Raw genomic sequence first — 21,093 nt, forward strand, 5'->3', positions numbered from 1 at the left:
GCTATCGCAATTTGGCCCAGCCCCTAAGGTAACTGATTCAAATATGCGACAAGCATTTTTTGAAAACAAATATTGTAAATCAAATAATTAACGAGTCTTTTTACAATTATTAAGAGACACTAGTGAATCAGGACCTTATAATTTCTCTCCATATCTATGTTTCTTTTCTTTTTTTAACTGATAAGAATAATCCATCGGAATTGAAAAACGTACCTCACAACCGATATCTCCGCCTTCCACTTCCACGTTGTTGACAGCCATCAGAATGGGGTGGCGATTATAAAGATTCAGCAGCTGGATGGTCTGTGTAACGACCCGCATTCCCGTTCCGGTGCCGTGTGCCGCACTGTGTTCGACAAAACCTCCTCCGTTGTCACGCACCATCATTTCCACACAGTTTCCAATTCTTACAATATTGATCCAAAGTCTTCTCTTTCCTTCCTTCATCCTCAACGCGTGCTTGACCGCGTTTTCGGTAGGTATCTGCAGCAACATGGTAGGTACCTGCAGGGACTTCACATCCACTTCCTCCACATGTACCAGGAACTGGAAATCGGGCTGCAGACTCCTTTCTTCCAGTTTCACGTAAGTCTTGACAAAGTCCAGTTCATCGAACAAAGTGACCGACAGGCTGTTGGTCAAATCAAGATTACTCCGTATGAGCTTCACCAGATTCATCAGATTCTGGCTTTCCTTTTTCCCCGATTGGAGTACGGCCTCCCTGCTCAGTACATTGAATATGAAATGAGGAGAAATACGGTTTCTTACGTTTTCCAGTTTCAGGGAAGTGATTGCCATCCTCATGTTCCATTCCTCCGCGTCCCTCCTCCTTTTCCAATATAGAAACCAGATGACGCCCCCTGCCGCCAGCAACAGGATGCCTGCACCACCTATATATATCCACTGGTTCAGACGGAGCACCTCGTTCTGTTTCAGGTTCAACAACAGTTCGGTACGCAGAAGCGTACTGTCCTGACGGTAACGAAGCGCAATCTCTGCCGCCCTCATCTTGATTCTTCCGCTGCGGATAGAGTCATCGATATGCTGGTTCAGCGTCTGATATTCGTAAGCCTTCTTATAATCACCCATTTTCTCGAAATACTGCTGCAAGTGCTGATTGCGGATGTGAAGCATATTAGGTTCTACATAAGAAGGAGTCACCGCCTGCTTCATTCGCTCACGGGCCAGCGCCAGGTTATTCTGTTCCAGAGCCAGTTTGATGAGCTGCGTATCGATATAATACAACGCACTGTTGTTGTTCATCTGCCTGAAAAAGCCGTGACACTGATCCAGGTAATACGCCGCAGAGTCCAACTGCCCCGTAGAAAGGAAAAGATCCCCCAAATTCACCTTTGCCAGGTTCCGTTCAAATTCGAACTCCGGACGTCCGTCCAACAAGCGAAGTACTTTTCGGAAGTATTCAAAAGAAGTCTGATAATCCTGACGATAATAATACGAGTTTCCCCGGTTATTCAAGTAGACATGCTTTTCATAGACACTCATCTTATCATAATAACTGCCAGCCAAGTCGTAATAATAGTCGCAACGGGCAAAATCCCGCAATTCCATGTTCACCTGTGCCAGTCCATAATAAATCGGGAAGCGCTCCTGATCGGGCATCTGCAACGAATCCGCAAACGCCAGGGCCCTCCGGTACCACAAGGCTCCCTGGTCGAACCGGCCCCCGCGCACATAGGCATCAGCGATGTTCATGCTGACATTAAGCAAATCCTTTTTCCCGGAATAAGGAAGACACCACTGGTAAGCCCTGATAAATTCATTTCGGGCAGAATCAACCAACGAAAAACGAGCCAGGGCATTTCCCCTCATATTATATACGCGGGAATACAGGAAACGGATATCCGCATCAGTGGTATCCTTATCGGCGCAAAAATCTCTGACCCGGTCCAGATACCAAAGGGCAGAGTCGTGATCGGCCAGGAACATCTTTGCCCTGGACTTCAGAATCAATCCCCGACAATAAAACAGGCTGTCATCCAGCAAAGGCAGTATACTGTCCAACTGCTGTGAGAAATGCGCATAATCGTCCCGAAGAGAAGATTCCCATTCCAGAACCAACTGCTCTGAGGATGTCAAAGGCAATTCACCTTTTTTCTGGGTGTTCCGGCAACTGCTGGCACAAAATATCAGACATCCGCAAAGTATTCCCAAATAAAAAAATTTATTGACCATGTCGTTATTTGTTAGTTGATCCAAATGTAACAATAAAACCTACTACAAAGAAAAAATATTTTCACATTTATTTTTTCCTCAAACCCCAGATCAAACATGATTTTCACGAGTATAAAAACTCCCCACTTCTGAAAACCAGTCTTTTATACCTACAGTAATCATTTTCTAACTAAGACAAAGATAGTGAAATAGATAAGAATATTGCAAGTCTGTCAGAATGCGACAAGCGGATAATCCATTGTTTTCACAACTATCACTGTATTTTTTTATACTATATGGAAAAATTTTAATACTATTCAGATAGGATAATATGGCTATTCTTTTACAAGCCGCCCGCTACAGGCCCAAAAACCGAAAATAAAAAATTTGCGTATCTTTGCAGGGAGACCGACTCAGTCAGGCACCACCGCACGGAAAGCCGGTATTGCCTGCCCGATACCGGCAGCACATCCCATCCGACTGAAAAAGGTTAGTGGAAAACAAATGCATTATAAGGTTTATGATTCTCTATCAATTTGACAACAGTTTCGAAGGCATACTGACCGCATTGTTCGATGCGTATTCCCGGAAACGATTTCCCGACCGGCTGTTAGGCAGTCAAGAAATGCCTCCCCTCTTCTATGAGGAACTCTACTGCGTACATACCGATATGGAAAAGGCCGAAAGGGTATGGAAGGCCATACAGAAGAAATTATCCCGCACGGCCGTCAACTGGGTAATAAAGTGCTGGCTTTCGGAGGAAGAAGGCACAGGCAACCTGCTCTTCCACTTTTTACATAAAGTGGTGGCCGCTTCCCGGTCCATAGAGACCAACTTCACAGACCCTCACGTAGCGGCAGTCATGCAGTTAGGGAAAAAGGTAGGAGGAGAACAATTGCGTGTGATGCAGTTCATGCGCTTTCAGAAAACCGCAGACGGAATCTACTGGGGAGCCATGGAACCGATATACAACGTACTGCCACTCACCGTCATGCATTTCCGCGACCGTTTTTCCGACCAGCCCTGGATCATATACGACAACCGGAGACAATATGGCTATTACTATAACCTGAAGGAAATTGATGAAATCACCTTTTCATCCCCCTCTGCTCCCCTTCTGCAGGCCCACCGGCTCGACGAAGAGTGGCTGGATAAAGACGAAAAGCTTTTCCAGGAACTTTGGAAAAGCTATTTCAATTCGATTTGTATCCGCGAGCGTCTCAACCCGGTGAAACACAAAAAGGATATGCCCGTACGTTATTGGAAGTACCTGACCGAGAAACAGGACTAATCGGTCAGGAACACAGAATCGGGATAACCGACATCGACGAGGAACAGCGCATGTCCGGGCACCGATGTACCGGCACTGCAACGGTTCTTTTCCTCAATAATCCGGCGGAATCCCTCCACCGTCAGTTTTCCTCTGCCCACTTCAATCAAGGTGCCGACCACCGCCCGTACCATGTTGCGCAGAAAACGGTCGGCCTGAATTGTAAAGACCCATTCGTTTTCACCGCACGCCTCCCACTTGGCATACATGATGCGGCAGTTGTTGGTCTTTACGTCCGTATGCAACTTGCTGAAACTGGTGAAATCGATGTAATCGAACAATACCGCCGCAGCCTCATTCATGCGGTCGATATCGAGGCGGTTAAAGATCCGCCACACATACGCCCGGTTGAACGGAGACTTAGAGGTAGTGATGTAATATTTATAAGTACGGTAAGTCGCGTCAAAACGTGCATGCGCATCGTCCTTGACCCTGCGTACGGAATAAACCGAGATATCGGGCGGCAACAGCCGGTTCAACTTGTCGGTAACCACCGCCTCATCCAGTACCCCGTCATAGTCAAAATGAGCCACCATCAGGCGGGCATGTACTCCCGCATCCGTACGTCCGGCCCCTACCACCTCTATCGGACGGCGCAGGAAAGTTGACAACGCCTTCATCAATGTCTCCTGCACACTCGCCCCGTTCGGCTGAATCTGCCAGCCATGATAATTGGTACCGTCGTAAGCCAAATAAATGAAATACCTTGCCATACACCCTCCTGTCAACGTGCCGTAATGTGGAAACATCCCTGACGAAGCTCATACTTCACGTAGCAGCGGTCCTGCTTGCGCAGATCACGCAGCACCTCCGACAACACCAGTTTCAGTGTATCCGCACTCACATCCTGCATCGGCCGTCCGTCCGGATCTTCCACCTTTCTGAAACGCTTCCAGCTCACATCGAACGTAGTCCCGTAAAAATGACAGGAATTCAAGGAAGCATTTCCGTTGGTACGACGAAGCCGTTTCACATCATCCTTGGTTCTCAGCACCGAAGTCACGATAATCTTGTTCGGATTCAGTCCCTTGCATTCCAGTGAATCCAGGAAATTCACCCCGATTGTATCCAGCAGACTGCTTGCCTGCGGTATCAGGTAAGGAATGGAATGCGTCAGCGAATCCACATCATACCAGTCGCAGGGAGTAATCTCATCCAGCTTTCCGCTCAGCATCTCCGCATCGTCACGCGACTGGATAGGTCGAATTCCGATCTTCTTAGCCGTTTTCAGCTGCACATCATTCAAATCCCCGAAACTCCGTTTATAGCTGATCACCCCACGTATATTACGCGGATTGTTCATTTTCATCGACATATCTTTTTCCTTACAGGCTGTCAGCCCCAAAGAAAAGCCGAAAAACAAGATTCCGGCACAACCAATAAAAAACTTCTTCATCCTAATTTTCTTTTACGTCGGGCAAAGATAGACAGAATAACTGAAAAGAGGAAATTATCAAAACCTGAAATAAAAAAGTCAAATCGTGCCACCCAATCAAAAGGAATGATTAAATTTGCACACAAATTACCATAAAATATATCAAATCAGGCTGAATGATCGAAAAGCATATAGTACTTGAAGATATAGATCCCGTAATCTTTTACGGAGTCAACAACACTCACATACAGATGATTAAAGCGCTGTTTCCCAAGCTCCGCATCGTAGCCAGGGGCAACGTCATCAAAGTAATGGGAGATGAAGAAGAAATGTGCGCATTTGAAGAAGCCGTACTGGCTTTGGAAAAACACTGCGTACAGTTCAATTCACTGAATGAAGAAACCATACTGGAAATCGTAAAGGGCGGAAAGCCCCAGATGGAGAAAAAAGAAGACGTCATCGTATACAGCGTCACCGGCAAGCCGATCATCCCGCGCAGCACCAATCAGGTGAAACTGGTCAAGGAGTTTGACAAGAACGATATGATATTCGCCATCGGTCCTGCCGGCTCCGGAAAAACCTACACGGCCATCGCACTTGCCGTACGCGCCCTGAAGAACAAGGAAATCAAGAAAATCATTCTGAGCCGCCCGGCAGTGGAAGCAGGGGAAAAACTGGGCTTCCTTCCCGGCGACATGAAAGACAAGATCGATCCGTATCTGCAGCCCCTTTACGACGCGCTGCAGGACATGATTCCCGCCGCCAAGCTCAAAGAATACATGGAACTGAACATCATTCAGATTGCTCCGCTGGCCTTCATGAGAGGACGCACCCTGAACGATGCGGTAGTCATCCTCGACGAGGCACAGAACACCACTACCCAGCAGATCAAGATGTTCCTTACCCGAATGGGCATGAACACCAAGATGATCATCACCGGTGACATGACACAGATTGACCTTCCCTACTCGCAGACCTCCGGACTGATACAGGCCATGAAAATCCTGAAAGGAGTAAAAGGCATCAGCTTCATCGAACTCAACAAAAAAGACATCGTACGCCACAAGCTGGTTACCCGGATAGTGGAAGCCTACGAGAAATACGAAGAGAAAAAGAAAGAGGTCAGACTGCCCAAGGAGCAATCATCCAAAGAACAATCATCTATCATTTAAACACATAAGAAAATGAGTAAAGCATTAACAAAAACAGACTACAACTTTCCCGGACAGAAAAATGTATATCACGGTAAAGTACGCGATGTGTATAACATCAATGACGAAAAACTCGTAATGGTGGCCACCGACCGTATCTCGGCTTTCGACGTAGTTTTGCCTGAAGGTATTCCTTACAAAGGACAGATGCTGAACCAGATTGCAGCCAAATTCCTGGACGCAACCACTGACATCTGCCCGAACTGGAAACTGGCTACTCCCGATCCTATGGTAACCGTAGGTGTAATGTGCGAAGGTTTCCCTGTGGAAATGATTGTACGCGGATACTTGTGTGGCAGCGCATGGCGTGCTTATAAGAGCGGCGTTCGCGAAATCTGCGGTGTACGCCTGCCGGAAGGAATGCGTGAAAACGAAAAATTCCCGCACCCGATCATCACTCCGACCACCAAGGCCGAAATGGGTATGCACGATGAAGATATTTCCAAGGAAGAAATCCTGGCAAAAGGCCTGGCTACTCCTGAAGAATACGAGACACTGGAAAAATACACACTCGCCTTGTTCGAGCGCGGTACACAGATGGCAGCAGAACGCGGTCTGATTCTGGTGGACACCAAATACGAATTCGGAAAGCACAACGGAGAAATCTACCTGATGGACGAAATCCACACTCCGGACTCTAGCCGTTACTTCTACTCAGAAGGCTATCAGGACCGCTTTGAAAAAGGTGAGCCTCAGAAGCAGCTTTCAAAAGAATTCGTACGCGAATGGCTGATGGCCAACGGTTTCCAGGGAAAAGAAGGACAGACTGTTCCTGAAATGACTCCGGCTATCGTAGCTTCTATCAGCGACCGCTACATTGAACTTTACGAACACATCACTGGCGAAAGCTTCGTAAAGGCTGATACTGATTCACTGGCTGAACGTATCAACAAAAACGTAACAGAATATTTGACGAAATAATATCCACATCAAAAAGGAACGGAGAAAGGGTTTCCTTTGTCTCTGTTCCTTTTTCTAAATGTTCAAACCATATGTCCGATTACCCGCAAGAACACATCAAGCCCTATAACGAAGAAGAAGGAAAAGCCGTACAGGTAGAAAAAATGTTCGACAACATCGCCCCTGCCTACGACAACCTCAACCACATGCTTTCATGGGGCATTGACAAAATCTGGCGTCGCAAGGCCATCCGCTGTCTCAAACCGTTTCAACCCAAAAGAATCATGGATGTAGCTACCGGTACCGGTGACTTCGCCATCCAGGCATGCCGTATGTTACACCCCGAAGAGTTGATCGGAACCGATATCTCTGAAGGCATGATGAATGTCGGACGCGAGAAAGTCAGACAGGCGGGACTGGAACAATACGTCTCGTTCGCGAAGGAAGACTGCACTTGCCTGTCTTTCCCGTCAGAACGTTTTGACGCCGTCACCGTGGCTTTCGGTGTAAGAAACTTTGAGAACCTGGACCGTGGTCTGCAGGAAATGTACCGTGTACTCGTTCCCGGAGGGCATCTGGTAATTCTGGAATTCTCCGAGCCTACCCTGTTTCCCGTGAAGCAGTTGTATGCGCTCTACTCTAAGATTGTAATACCTGCCGTAGGTAAATTCTTTTCCAAGGACCGCAATGCCTACACCTACCTGCCCGAGTCCATCAAAGCCTTCCCGCAAGGAAAGGTCATGCAGGGCATCATCCGTAAAGCCGGTTTCAGCCAAGTCGCCTGCCGGCAACTCACATTAGGCATTTGCACCCTTTATTTTGCCACTAAATAACCTTTTATTAAAGATACTGACATGAAGAGATATGGATTGATCGGTTATCCTCTTGGACATTCCTTTTCCAGAAATTTCTTTAACGAGAAGTTTGCTTCAGAAAACATCCAGGCCGAATACGTTAATTTTGAAATTCCGTCCATCGAACAGTTTCCGGAAATCATCAGGGCGAATCCCAATCTCGCGGGACTGAATGTGACTATTCCCTATAAAGAGGCTGTAATCCCTTACCTGAACCGTCTGGATACGGATGCGGCCGCCATAGGTGCCGTCAATGTCATCCGTATCAACCGTATCTCACCGAAAGAGACTGAACTTGTCGGCTATAATTCCGACGTGATCGGCTTCAGCCGTTCCATCGAACCGCTGCTTGAGCCTCACCACAAAAAAGCATTGATCCTGGGTACGGGAGGTGCCTCCAAAGCCGTTAATTTCGGACTGAAGAAGCTGGGACTGGAAACCCTCTTTGTGTCCCGGAGCCGGCACGACGAACATACCCTGACCTATCAGGAACTGACTCCGGAACTGATGGATGAGTACAAGGTCATTGTCAACACTACTCCCGTGGGCATGTACCCCAATGCAGATGAGTATCCCGACATTCCGTACGAATGCCTCACCCACAAGCATCTGTTGTACGACCTGCTCTACAACCCGGACACTACCCTGTTCATGAAAAAAGGCAGCGAACAGGGAGCCGTAGTGAAAAATGGAATAGAAATGTTATTGCTCCAGGCCTTTGAAGCCTGGGATATATGGAACCGATGAAAAAGAAACTGATTATAGGCATCACACTAGCCGTCGTCCTTCTGGCAGCCATTCTGACGGGAGGCAGCCTGTACATGATTGATTACTCGCTCCGCCCCGACAACCGGGGAAAGGACATGCAGGGTTCTGAAGCGTACATGCGTCAGACCTATCCGCACATCACCGGCTGGCTGGACAGTCTGCAGACCTACCATGCCCTGCGTGATACGTTCATCACCGCTCCCGACGGCGTACGCATGCATGCCTTTTATGCGAGTGCCAGCCGCCCTACCCGCCGCACGGCAGTCATCGTGCACGGCTATACCGACAACGCCATCCGGATGTTCCACATCGGCTACCTGTACAACCAGTCGCTGGATTACAACATCCTGCTGCCCGACTTGCGCTATACGGGACTTACCGGAGGGGATGCCATTCAGATGGGATGGCACGACCGCAAGGATGTCATCCAGTGGATTGAACTGGCGCCCCGTCTTTTCGGCGACTCCATCCAGGCGGTAGTACACGGCATCTCCATGGGAGCAGCCACTACCATGATGACCTCAGGAGAAACGCTTCCCGACTACATCCGCTGCTTTGTAGAAGACTGCGGATACACCAGTGTCTGGGACCAGTTCAAGAAAGAACTCAAAGAGCAGTTCGGACTGCCGGCCTTCCCGCTGCTCTACACCGCCAGCTGGCTCTGCCAGTGGCAGAACGGATGGAACTTCCGCGAAGCATCGGCCGTAAAACAGGTGGCCAAGTGCCGCTTGCCCATGTTCTTCATACATGGCGACAAAGACGATTTCGTACCCACCTGGATGGTGTACGAGGTATACGATGCCAAGCCTCAGCCCAAAGAGCTGTGGGTGGTACCGGGAGCAGACCATGCCACCTCGTACCTGCGCTATCCGCAACTTTATACCGAGAAGGTAGCTGCCTTTGTCGGTAAGTACATCGATTAATTCCGATTGGGGAATACATAAATTATCAGGTGTATGGGTTCGCCGCTTGCCTCCTGCCCGCTCAGGAAAGACAAGCACGATCAAAAGGGAATCAGGTGAAAGTCCTGAACAGTCCCGCTGCTGTAAATTCCATGCAACCGTTCCAACGAGGATGCCACTGGCCACGGCCGGGAAGGCTCGCTGGAAAGGAATGAGTCAGAAGACCTGCCCATACACATTATCTTTTACCGCTTTCGAGGAAAAAGCGTAAAATGATTGATGATCCTTCACAGAGAATCAGTTGTTTCGCATGCCTTCCTCGGAGTCATTTTAGGGGAAAATGAGAACAATTACGATATGCATCCTGTCCACGGGGATGAGCATGCTGCTGATTCAGGCCCATGCACAAGAAATTGATACGACCAAGGTATACAGTCTTCCAGAAGTTACCGTTTCCGACCGTTACCAGACGAGGGAAGTCCGTGCGGCTGCCCCCCTGCAAGTCATGTCCCGGAGCGAACTGAAGGCACTGAATGCCTTGCAGGTATCCGATGCGGTGAAACATTTCGCCGGGGTGACGGTGAAAGACTATGGCGGCATCGGGGGACTGAAGACGGTTTCTCTCCGAAGCCTGGGGGCCCAGCACACGACAGTCAGCTACGACGGAATAGCCGTAACCGACTGCCAGACAGGGCAGGTAGACATCGGACGTTTCTCGCTGGAGAATGTCGACCGCCTGATGCTGAGCAACGGACAGAACGACCAGATTTTCCAACCGGCCCGACTGTTTGCCTCAGCTGGGGTGCTGAACATCCAGACCCTTACTCCACAATTCAACGGTTCAAAGACCTGGAACGCAGAAGCCCGGGTGAAGACCGGTTCCTGGGGACTGCTCAATCCGGCCCTCTCGTTCAGTCGCAAACTGGGAGAGAAATGGGCCCTTTCGGCCAGCGGAGAATGGATGCGTGCCGACGGCCAATATCCCTATACCCTCTATTACGGGGACGAGAACGACCTATCGAGTCGTGAGAAAAGACAGAACACAGAAGTAGAAACCTTCCGCATCGAATCCGAACTCTTCGGAAATTTTTCCGATAAAGAACAGTGGCGGCTGAAAGCCTATTACTACCAGTCGTCGCGCGGACTGCCCAATGCGGCCACCTTTTATTATCCCTACTCTTCCCAGCACCTTTGGGACAAGAACGCTTTCGTACAGAGCCGCTACCAGAAAGAACTTTCACGTTCGTGGGTCATCCAGTGTTCGGGCAAGTGGAACTGGAGCTACCAGCGCTACCTGGATCCGGACTACAAGAATGCGGCTGGAGTCAGCGAAAACAATTATTACCAACAGGAATATTATCTTTCGGCCTCGGTATTGTATCGTGTTCTCGACCGGCTTTCTTTCTCTCTTTCTACCGACGGAAGCCTGAACACGCTGCATGCCGATGCACCGAAACCTGTCCGCCCGGAGCGGTATTCCTGGCTGACGGCACTGGCCGGAAAATACGTAGCCGACTGGTGTACGGTGTCGGCTTCCCTTCTGGCTACCGTTATCCACGACAGGGCAGCCGGCGACAGTCGGGCACAGAACTACCGGAAGTTCTCTCCGTTCGTGAGTGCCTCCTTCAAGCCCTTTGCGTCCGAAGACCTCCGGTTCCGGGTATTCTACAAAGATATTTTCCGTCTGCCCAGCTTCAACGATCTCTATTACGGGCAGTCCGAGAGCCGGGAACTGAAACCGGAGAATACCCGACAGGTGAACGTGGGCATCACGTACTCGAAAAATGTGACGGAATGGCTGCCTTATGTATCGGCCACCGTGGATGCATACCACAACCGGGTGAGCGACAAGATTGTGGCCGTTCCTACCAAGAACCTGTTTGTCTGGAGCGTAGTCAACCTGGGGAAGGTGGATATCAAAGGCATCGACATCGCGGGACAGGCGGATTTCCGTCCGGCTTCCGGCTACCTCATCGGGCTGTCGGGCAACTATACGTACCAGCGGGCTCTTGATGTCACGGATTCCGACCCGAATACCATGGAAGGAAAGACCTACGGACATCAGATTGCGTATACCCCCCGGGTTTCAGGTTCCGGACAAGCCCGTTTAGAGACTCCCTGGGTCAACCTTTCGTACGCACTGGTCTTTTCGGGGAAACGGTATGTACTCGGACAGAACCTGGCGAAGAACCGGCTTCCGGGATATACCGACCACAGCGTGTCGGCCAGCCGCAGTTTCCCGCTGAAGCGCACAACGGTTTCGGTTTCGGCAGAGGTACTGAACCTGCTGGACAAGAATTACGAGATTATAAAGAATTTTCCAATGCCCGGCCGCTCGTTCCGGATATCACTGGGTATAAAATATTAAGTCATGAAAATGAAGCACAAGTGGTTTGATACTGTCATAAGATACGTCCTGATGGGACTGATTGCGGGATTCGCAAGCACCGGCTGTGACGACCTGGAGGACAAGGATGCCGCTCCGGGACAGTCGGGTACGGGGATAGAGGACTATGGTACGGCTGAGATGTACATTCTCAGTGAGGGGCTTTTCAACCTGAACAACAGCAGTCTGGGACGGTATGTGTTCGGCAGCGGGCAACTGACGTACGATTATTTCCGCAACTGCAACCGTCGGGGACTGGGAGATACGGCCAATGACATGGAGATTTACGACGGCAAACTGTATGTCGTGGTCAATGTGTCGAGCGTCATCGAAATCATCGACCTGCAGACCGGACAGTCCGTCCGCCAGTTGTCGCTGGTAGACGAGAAAGGAAGTTCCCGCCAGCCGCGTGCCATCGCCTTCTACGAAGACCATGCCTATGTCTGTTCGTTCGACGGAACGGTCACCCGCATTCATACCGGCTCACTGGAGATTGACGGTGAAATCCGGGCGGGAAGGAACCCGGAGGACCTTTGCGTACAGGACGGTAAACTGTATGTCACCAATTCCGGGGGACTGGACAGTGAGGGAATCGGCGTAGACCGTACGGTCTCCATCATCGATCTGGCAACCTTCCGCGAAATCAAGCGACTGGAAGTGGGACCCAATCCGGGTCCTGTCCTCCCCGGCCCCGACCATTCGGTCTGGCTGGTTACGCGGGGCGAGCAGATAGAAGAAGGCAATTACCAGCTGGTGAAAATCGACAGCCGGCAGGATGAGGTAACGGCCCGTTACGACGAACCGGTAATGGATTTTGCCATCGACTATAACCTGGCTTATCTGTATAATTTCGATTACCGTACGCAGCAGTCGGGTTTCAAGGTCTTCAATCTGACGACGGGAAAGGTAATCCGTGAGACCTTCATTTCCGACGGGACCCGCATCGAACGGCCTTATTCGATACAGGTGAATCCGTACAGCAGCAACATCTACATTACCGAAGCCTACAATTACCAGCTGGAGGGCGACCTGCTCTGCTTCAGTCCGGAAGGGAAACTGCAGTTCCGCCTAGACGGCGTGGGACTGAATCCGAACACGGTGGTCTTCCGTGACGAGACCAGTGACGTATCCGGAGGCACCGAAGAACCGGAGGCTCCGGAAGGGTTTGCCGACAAGGTACTGGATTATTACCCGGCCCCCACACAGCACATGAATACCATTACTACCGCATGGAAGGAAGGGATGACTTCGCGCGAGGAGGTCATCGAACTGGCCACGGAACGGCTACGGAAACGCTCGCTGCTCTCACTGGGAGCTTTCGGAGGATACATCATTGTCGGTTTTCCCGAGCCGGTACCGAATGTCAAGGGCGAATACGACTTCAAGATTTACGGCAATGCGTACTACAATCCGAATGCCTGGGAAGACCGCCCGGGCGGCAGTTCGGAGCCGGGCATTGTCTGGGTATCCCAGGATACTAACCGGAACGGTCTGCCCGACGACGAGTGGTATGAACTGGCAGGGAGCGAGTACGGAAAAGATACGGAAATACGGAATTATGAGATTACCTATTATCGTCCCGAACCGCTGGACGGGGATGTCCGCTGGACGGACAACCAGGGGGCATCGGGAAGTCTGCGAAGGAATGTCTTCCATTTGCAGGAATCGTATTATCCGCTGTGGGAGACCCGCGGACAGATGACATTCTCGGGCACCCGGCTGAAGGACAATGCGGTCAACGAGAACGGCACATGGGTGTCATACGCTTATCCGTGGGGCTATGCCGACAACCATCCGAACCAGTCGGAATTCTCCCAGTTCAAAATCGACTGGGCAGTGGGGAAAGACGGGCAACCGGTGATGCTGGAGGAAATCGATTTTGTCAAGGTGGTATCGGCCATCAATCAGGATGCGGGCGACGTCGGGGAACTGTCGACCGAAATTACAGGAGTAGAGAATTTACATTATTAATAACCAAGTAAAAATAAAAAACGATGAAAAAACTGACTTATTTACTTATGGCATGCCTTTGCATGACCTTGTGGAGTTGTGGTGAAGAAAGCAATGAAACACCCTCAATGGACGTGACTACCAGCTTTGAAGGCCGTCTCAGCGGCAGCGAAGAGTCGTTCCTCGGTACAGAAGGAGAAACTGAAGGTTACTATCAGAAGACGGAATTCAAGGACAATGACGGACTGATTATCTGCAACCATTATTTTGGCAGCTGGGGATTCGGCGGCGGATTTACCTACACCAACACCACCGATACGGAGACTCCGGGATTCAATAACCTGAGCGCCATTACAGCCAGAGGAAAATTCGGTACGACTTACCTGACTTCCTGCTCAAACAGTTTTAATACTGCGAAAATCACGCTGGCAGACCCGGCAAAATATGCCTTTAAGGGAGCGTGGGTAACCAATACTACTTATGATTACCTGGCCATCAAGGACGGAAATGACGGAAGTGGTACAGTACAAGGTCCGTTCGAAGCCGGCGACTGGTTTAAACTGACTGCTATGGGCCACCGTGCAGATGAGTCTGAAGTGGGTCGGGTAGATTATTATCTGGCCGATTTCCGTGACGGCAAACAGATTATCGTCAATACCTGGGAATGGTTCGACTGGAGTGCACTGAAAGATGCTGCATACATTACTTTCGAACTGTCTTCTAGTGACAACGGAGAATATGGCATGAATACACCGGCTTACTTCTCACTCGACGGAGTTACACTGACTCAAAAATAAAAGCCTCTATAGAAAGCCTCGTCTGCGATGGTCGGTACGGCAGCGTTTCACCGTCTGTTCTCCGACCCGCGCACGGAGGTTATACAACCCGCACACGTGGGTTGACCGACCCGCATACGGAAGTTTTCCGACCTCCGCATGCGGGTTTGCCATATTCCCGCCTGCCATGACCAAAGGCAAGCTGATGCGTGAAAGACACGAAAAAGGCAGATTTGTTTATGATTTATTAGCATATTCCGTCGTTTTTACGTATGTTTGCTATAAATAGTAATTTTAACGAATACTTTTATGAAAAAAACTTGGATCATTATTATTGCCGTTCTTGCGGTAATCGTAGTCTATGGCATTACTTCGTATAACTCTATGGTCGCTCAGGATGAAGCGGTGGGAACCGCATGGAGCAATGTGGAAAACCAATACCAGCGTCGCGCAGACCTCATCCCTAACCTGGTGAATACCGTAAAGGGATATGCGGCTCATGAAAAGGAAACCTTCGATGCAGTGGTGTCGGCCCGTGCCAAGGCTACTCAGACCACTATCAGTATAGACGAACTGACTCCGGAAAAGATGGAGGCTTACCAGAAAGCGCAGGGAGCCGTAGGCAGTGCCCTGAGCCGCCTGCTGGCCGTAACGGAGAACTATCCAGACCTGAAGGCCAACGAGAATTTCCAGACGCTTCAGGCACAGCTGGAAGGTACGGAGAACCGCATCAGCGTAGAGCGCCGCAAGTTCAACGAGGTGGCAAAGGCTTACAACACCAACATCCGCCGTTTCCCGAAGAACATCTTCGCAGGCATGTTCGGATTTGAGAAACGTCCGTACTTCGAAGCCGAAGAAGGCAGCGAAAAGGCACCTGAAGTGAAATTCTGACCGTCATGATGAAAAAGACATGCTATTTGCTCGTCCTGTTTTGGGGACTGCTGCTTCCGGTCATGGCCCAGACTCCTGCCTACCGGGTGGAGGATGTGCCCATGGTGCATCTGCAAAACCGGATGAGGTATGTCAGCAATCCGGACGGCATCCTCTCTCCTGCTACGGTAGCTGCACTGGACACTACCCTGTTTGCCCTGGAGCAGCAGACCGGTGTTCAGACGCTGGTCGTGGCCGTAAAGCAGATTGAAGGGGGCGACTGCTTCGAGTTTGCCTACGAACTGGGACGGAAAAACGGAGTGGGACAAAAAGAAAAAGACAACGGTCTGGTCATCTTGCTCGTAACGGAAGAACGCTGCATCCAGTTTGCTACGGGATACGGACTCGAAGGCGACCTGCCGGATGCAGTCTGCAAGCAGATTCAGGTGCGCTACATGAACCAGGCCTTCTCGCGTGGAGACTGGGACAAAGGTATGCTGGCCGGCGTACAGGCCGTCAGACAACGGCTGGACGGTACCGGCAGTCCGCTTTCCGGTCCGGAAGAGGAAGGAGACAGTCTGTGGCTGCTCTTGATCCTCGGAGGATGTTTTATTGCGGTCCCGCTGCTGCTCTGGCTCAGTGTCCGCCAGCGCAGCAAATGCCCGAACTGCCACCGTCACACCTTACGGCAGTTGTCGGTCCGCACCGTATCGAATATCAACGGCATCCGTACGGAAGAAATCGTCTACCGCTGCAGCCAGTGCGGCCATACGCTCCGCCGGCAGCGCCGGGTGAATGACGACGATTCTCCTCACCACCGGGGCGGTAACGGCGGTCCGTTCCTGGGCGGCCCCTTCTTCGGAGGTGGATTCGGAGGCAGAGGCGGAGGCGGATTCAGCGGAGGCAGTTTCGGCGGAGGCGACTTCGGTGGCGGAGGAGCGGGAAGCAAGTTCTGATCTGCAATCAAGATAACTTTGCCTATTACAGTCACAGGCAATGACGACCGAAGGACGTTGCACGAAGACACGGTGCAACGTTCTTCTTTTTTTATGTCCACTCCTTTCCGGCTCCCGCGCAACCTTCTTTTCTGAAAATGCCATTTTCCCGGATTCAGCCGTTAGTTCTATATCTTTTCTTATTTAATTGTATATTTACTGAATTGTAAGCAACAAAGGGGGATTCTGTTTACGTTTAAAAGAATACGGTTTAAATTAGTTATTATTTATTTTATTAAGTAAAAATATATTTAATCAAAAAAAGCAAAGAGTTGCCTAAACTTTGATACTCAATGGGATGCCCCCAATACCGGTGCCCGCCGATGGGCTATTTTATCAGACCGATGAAAAAAGGCATGAACATTTTGAATTTTCCGGTTGTTCTTAGGATAGTAGTTTCACTGAAACAAACACTACAATAGGTATTTTTAATTGGTATAAACAACAAGATTATTATTAATTTTTTATGATTAAAAAAGGGCTATTCTTGGCTTGCATACTGTTTGCAAGCACTTCATGTACGGAACAGTTCGAAATTAGCGAAAATATTGGTAACAGTAAAAAGAATGAAGCGGTTTTCAGACTTTATTCGGCGGGGTTTGAGGATGCGGTAACGCGCAGTGGGGAAACAGTCACTCAGGCTGTCTATGATTTTCTCGACTATTATATAGTAGATGAAACCGGGAAAGTAATGACGGATATCAAATCCAAATACAAGCCAGAAACTGCTGAAATTGTCGCAGAAGGATTGCATGAAGGAAGCTACCGGCTTTTGGTGCTGGGGGTAAAAGGGGAAAAAGAAAACGATGGTGCTACAGTCAATAAGATCACGAACGTGAATGACGTGTGGCTGAGTTTCCCGGAAGATTTAGGCAAGCCGTTGGACTGTGAGTATTTCTATTCGAACACTCCTTTTGATGTCACCATTACAGAATCGGCAGACGGTAAACAGGAAACCATCCTGAACGGGGGAACAGTGACGCAGCACAGAATTGTGGGTAAGGTGAAATTTAATTTTGACTTCGAGAATATCTATGTAGAATATTCAGTAACCCAAAATGTGGCAAATGCAAAAACTCCCAGATTCTATACTTCGATGACAGCCGACAAACATTTCTCGGGACAGAGCACGACCACGCTGCGTGAACTGAATCTGTCGAACGAAAGAGAGTATCTGTTTATGCCAACGGTTGAAGGCCAGACAATGAGTGGAAAAATTGGAATGGTCAGCCGAACATATACAGGAGGAAGCCTGTCGCAGACCTATGGATTCAGCGGGATAAAGATACTTCCCAATCAGATTACCACTGTCAATACAGACGTAGATCATCCGGAAGATAACAGAGGAACGATGTTTGTATCTTCAGCAGCATATAAACACGGCAATCACAAGAAGATTCTGCAGGATGACGAGAAGAAAGCGGTGTATACAGATATGAGCCAGCGCTCATTTAACACATCTGCTCCCTTGCAGTTGTCCGTAACAGACGAAGGTCAGTTTCATATGCGTTTTTATTCTCCGCGCGATCTGGGACATATCACGGTAAAGGCCTTGATTCCAGAGGTGAGCAAAGAATGGTTCGATTTTGCCTATCTGGATACCATCCCGGCATTCGGAGATGCGTATCTGGATGTTCCGATGCTGAAAAAGCCTACGGTGTGCAAAGGAGAAAGCGGACGCTTGATTAACATACAGAAACTCACGGCCGCACAGTTGAAAACCGCACAGTTTAAGATTGAGTCGACAGAGGAGTTTTGGAAAAAAATAGAGAAAATCAAACATGGGTGGACAATTTACTGGGGACTTTACGGTGGCGACCCAGACAGACCAGACGGTGGACCTGTAGGCAACTGGATGGGAATACGCCCGGTACACATCCGTGAGTCGGTTGCCTTGTTCCTCAATTTTACCTACATGATAGATATGCCTGAGCATGAGCAGATCTTGAGAGATAATGCTGACAAGCTTTATGACGACAACAAGAATCCGATTCAGGTGGAGAGGGTTCTGCAGCAGATGAGACAGCAGCGTACCCTGCAGGTAGGACTGGTTTATGCGGGCAATGGTGTGTTGGGATTAGGTGGAGGAAGCTCATATGGAGCCTACCAGCAGGCTTGGTTCGAGCATTACTGGAACACCTATTCATGCAATATCATGTTCCATGAATTAGGACACGTTATGGGATATGGACATAGCAGTTCATTTACGTATGGTCCCTGGGCTGAGGAATTGATGAATAATTTTTATGTCAACAATCTGCGTCAGATGCCTATTGACTCAAAAAACTATCTGAACAGTTCAAGCAATCCAAACAAGTATTAATGATTAAAAAGATTTAAGACGTGACAAGATCGGTTTACATTAAAAATATAATAGCAGCAATATTTCTTTCGGGAATCATGCAGGCATGCAACAATCAGGATTTATTTTCTGAAAAAAGCAGCAACGGAGTGTTATCGGGCCAGCTGATGGAAAGCAGAGGGTCTGAGGGAGACGGTGAGGTTTCTTATTACTCCGGATATTTTACGGCAGTGGCTTTTGATGCGGAAGGAGCCTTGGTAATGGTCAGAGAAAATATTAAGGTGGACCAAAACGGCCAATTCAGTCTGACCATCGGCAGCAGCGCAAAAAAATGCTACTTCATAGCCAATGCTCCCAAGGAGGTGATTCCGACTTATGGAGCAACCGAGACAGCGTTCAAGGAGATGGTGATGACAGGTCAGTTGGACAGTACACTGGATCCGGTCATGCTGGGTGTGATTGATGTGGACTCGTACCATTGGGAACCGATTGTGATGAATCGGTGTGTGGCGCGACTCGACTTGAGCATGCAGGTTTCAGGAGTGGTGATTAACCGTATCACCGTAAAAGGTGCAGCCGACAGAAGTTTCCTCTTCCCTCATGAAACAGGAACTCCCGAAGGGTTACAGTTGACGAATATCGTCCTGAACTTTGCGGATGGCGGACTGACTGACAGCAAGAGCCGTTTGATGTACCTGCATGAGCAGCAGACAGGAACTCCGGAAGTGGTAATAGAAGCGACGGTAAACGGACGCCTGATGGAACTGAAGGAAAAGTTGCCTGCAAAGATCAAGCGAAACAGCCTGTATACCCTGAAGGTGTACGGCAACGGAGCGAAACTGGGCATACAGCTTACCGAAAACGACTGGGAAAACGGTCAGGACAATGAATCGTCTGTGATTACACTGGCTAAAGTGAATGTAGGAAGTTCGCAGTTGAATGGTGCAAGAGTGAATGAACGCGGTGACTCGGTATTTATTCCGTATAATGACAAGACTCTTTCTCTGGCAATAAATACGGAGGAAGGAATGACGGTAAGAACCGACGGCAGTCTTGATCTTGCAGAAGTATCCGTGGCACAGAATGCAACCCGCAACGGTACGGCATTGAATAAATTGACGATGGTGAATATCACAAGCAACCTGAAGAGAATCGGAGTGCCTCTGCAGTATTCTTACCTGGAATCGTTCGACAGTAATGGAATGATGAAAGGACGTATTGTACTGGTATTTGAGCCGAATCCTGTACAGATGACCGGTATGCTTTCGTTCCTGGAGGGAACGGCTTATGACTTTAACCGTTATATTGATGGGGAGTATGCACGCCTGATTGTGCCGGAAGGAATGAAGGCGGAACTGGAGTTTGAGTCCGGAGAGGACAGTTGGGCTATCTTGAAAAAAGCAGAAGATGGCACTGAGGCCTTACGACTTCTGGGGGGATGGAAGCCCAATGACTCCACAGCAAACGGTAGAAAGCAGGCTGTAAAACTGAAAATCAGCAACTTGGACGGTTCGGACATGGAAACGTATACGATAAGTCGTCTGAATTATGGACTTCCGGTGGCTTATGTAGCCGGAAACTGGTGGTGCAAATACAACCTGAAAGGTACGGCCAATGATTTCCAGGATCAGATACTTTCAAGTGCAGATCCGGTGAAGGAAGGTAATCTGCTCGAATATCTGAACGACTGTACTCTGGAACAGCTCAGGGCTGTCATGGGCGACCAGTACCAGGGAGGAAATCTGGAAGGATTGACGCTTACTTTGTCGGATGGCAAGTTTGAATATGCCGGATTCAATGCGAATGTATCGGTAAATATCAATACACAGAGCAAGCAAATGGCTCCTTCTGGGTATGAGATGCCATCGGATAATGATTTCAGAAGACTGGTTGCTTCGTATGACTATAAACTCCCGACTACTTCTATAGTTTATAACAACAACATGAGCGGTGATGACAGTTTCAGAATGAAGTATTTTCACGGCAACCGGGCAATTACCATAGATGAAGCCGCATACGGAAAAATCGGTTTCTATGATTTCTGCGAAGAAGCATATATCAATGACAACAGCAAACATGTGGTAATCTTCGGCTGGGGACATCAATGGGAGGCCGGTCCAGGAAATATAGGTTCGGATGACATCATTTTTGCGACCAATTCCGGAAACGGAAATTCATGGACAATGGAAGGCCACATTGATGATCAGTCGGCAACCTGGTTTAAGCGAACAGGACACAACAATACGAAAACAAGAGCCATCAGATGTAAGAAATCGGCTGTAGAATATATTTATTAATGAAT

General features: G+C 49.1%; 16 protein-coding genes and 1 riboswitch. Of the genes, 13 read left to right on the plus strand and 3 right to left on the minus strand.

What is annotated here, in order from left to right; all coding sequences use genetic code 11:
* Positions 1–135: 135 nt before the first annotated feature.
* Positions 136–2,193, minus strand: coding sequence for a tetratricopeptide repeat-containing sensor histidine kinase (locus tag H3001_RS13330; RefSeq protein WP_178244629.1), 2,058 nt, complete (start codon positions 2,191–2,193; stop codon positions 136–138).
* Between the two features lie 499 nt (positions 2,194–2,692).
* Between H3001_RS13330 and H3001_RS13335 the strand changes: the two genes are divergently transcribed.
* A complete protein-coding gene (locus H3001_RS13335) occupies positions 2,693–3,463 on the plus strand; it encodes a TIGR03915 family putative DNA repair protein (protein WP_178244628.1) in 771 nt (256 codons plus the stop codon).
* Here H3001_RS13335 and truA read toward each other — a convergent pair.
* Both truA and H3001_RS13345 read right to left on the minus strand, forming a co-directional pair.
* Positions 3,460–4,215, minus strand: a complete 756-nt coding sequence (truA, locus tag H3001_RS13340; protein WP_178244627.1) for a tRNA pseudouridine(38-40) synthase TruA — start codon at positions 4,213–4,215, stop codon at positions 3,460–3,462. The two genes, H3001_RS13335 and truA, sit on opposite strands and share 4 nt — an antisense overlap.
* A gap of 11 nt (positions 4,216–4,226) precedes the next feature.
* Complete coding sequence (locus H3001_RS13345) at positions 4,227–4,817, minus strand: DUF5715 family protein (RefSeq protein WP_246368593.1); 591 nt, start codon at positions 4,815–4,817, stop codon at positions 4,227–4,229.
* Between the two features lie 236 nt (positions 4,818–5,053).
* On the opposite strand from H3001_RS13345, the gene H3001_RS13350 reads away from it, so the two are divergent.
* From H3001_RS13350 to H3001_RS13405, 12 genes are all read left to right on the plus strand, one after another.
* The gene (locus H3001_RS13350; RefSeq protein WP_178244625.1) at positions 5,054–6,049 is read left to right on the plus strand and encodes a PhoH family protein; all 996 of its coding nucleotides are present in this window, start codon (positions 5,054–5,056) and stop codon (positions 6,047–6,049) included.
* 12 nt (positions 6,050–6,061) lie between these two features.
* Positions 6,062–7,009 carry a phosphoribosylaminoimidazolesuccinocarboxamide synthase gene (locus H3001_RS13355; protein WP_181215194.1) on the plus strand — a complete coding sequence of 316 codons (948 nt, stop codon included), beginning with the start codon at positions 6,062–6,064 and terminating at the stop codon, positions 7,007–7,009.
* A 71-nt stretch (positions 7,010–7,080) separates the two neighbouring features.
* Positions 7,081–7,821 (plus strand): bifunctional demethylmenaquinone methyltransferase/2-methoxy-6-polyprenyl-1,4-benzoquinol methylase UbiE, encoded by a 741-nt coding sequence (ubiE, locus tag H3001_RS13360; protein WP_181215195.1) that lies wholly within the window; start codon positions 7,081–7,083, stop codon positions 7,819–7,821.
* A 21-nt stretch (positions 7,822–7,842) separates the two neighbouring features.
* Complete coding sequence (locus tag H3001_RS13365) at positions 7,843–8,589, plus strand: shikimate dehydrogenase family protein (protein WP_178244622.1); 747 nt, start codon at positions 7,843–7,845, stop codon at positions 8,587–8,589.
* Positions 8,586–9,533 carry an alpha/beta hydrolase gene (locus tag H3001_RS13370; RefSeq protein WP_181215201.1) on the plus strand — a complete coding sequence of 316 codons (948 nt, stop codon included), beginning with the start codon at positions 8,586–8,588 and terminating at the stop codon, positions 9,531–9,533. Before H3001_RS13365 ends, H3001_RS13370 begins: the two co-directional genes overlap by 4 nt.
* An 18-nt stretch (positions 9,534–9,551) precedes the next feature.
* Positions 9,552–9,759: riboswitch (cobalamin riboswitch) on the plus strand.
* Between the two features lie 93 nt (positions 9,760–9,852).
* Positions 9,853–11,880: a TonB-dependent receptor plug domain-containing protein gene (locus H3001_RS13375; protein WP_181215196.1), complete on the plus strand. Its 2,028-nt coding sequence runs from the start codon at positions 9,853–9,855 to the stop codon at positions 11,878–11,880.
* Between the two features lie 9 nt (positions 11,881–11,889).
* Positions 11,890–13,869, plus strand: coding sequence for a YncE family protein (locus tag H3001_RS13380; protein ID WP_246368595.1), 1,980 nt, complete (start codon positions 11,890–11,892; stop codon positions 13,867–13,869).
* 23 nt (positions 13,870–13,892) lie between these two features.
* Complete coding sequence (locus H3001_RS13385) at positions 13,893–14,645, plus strand: DUF4465 domain-containing protein (RefSeq protein WP_178244620.1); 753 nt, start codon at positions 13,893–13,895, stop codon at positions 14,643–14,645.
* A 288-nt stretch (positions 14,646–14,933) separates the two neighbouring features.
* The gene (locus H3001_RS13390) at positions 14,934–15,515 is read left to right on the plus strand and encodes a LemA family protein (RefSeq protein ID WP_178244619.1); all 582 of its coding nucleotides are present in this window, start codon (positions 14,934–14,936) and stop codon (positions 15,513–15,515) included.
* Positions 15,516–15,523: 8 nt separating this feature from the next.
* Positions 15,524–16,450 (plus strand): TPM domain-containing protein, encoded by a 927-nt coding sequence (locus H3001_RS13395; protein WP_178244672.1) that lies wholly within the window; start codon positions 15,524–15,526, stop codon positions 16,448–16,450.
* Between the two features lie 526 nt (positions 16,451–16,976).
* The gene (locus H3001_RS13400) at positions 16,977–18,812 is read left to right on the plus strand and encodes a hypothetical protein (protein WP_181215197.1); all 1,836 of its coding nucleotides are present in this window, start codon (positions 16,977–16,979) and stop codon (positions 18,810–18,812) included.
* Between the two features lie 20 nt (positions 18,813–18,832).
* The gene (locus H3001_RS13405; protein WP_181215198.1) at positions 18,833–21,088 is read left to right on the plus strand and encodes a hypothetical protein; all 2,256 of its coding nucleotides are present in this window, start codon (positions 18,833–18,835) and stop codon (positions 21,086–21,088) included.
* Positions 21,089–21,093: the final 5 nt, after the last annotated feature.

Origin of the sequence: Phocaeicola faecicola (assembly GCF_013618865.1) — a bacterium.
Classification (GTDB): domain Bacteria; phylum Bacteroidota; class Bacteroidia; order Bacteroidales; family Bacteroidaceae; genus Phocaeicola; species Phocaeicola faecicola.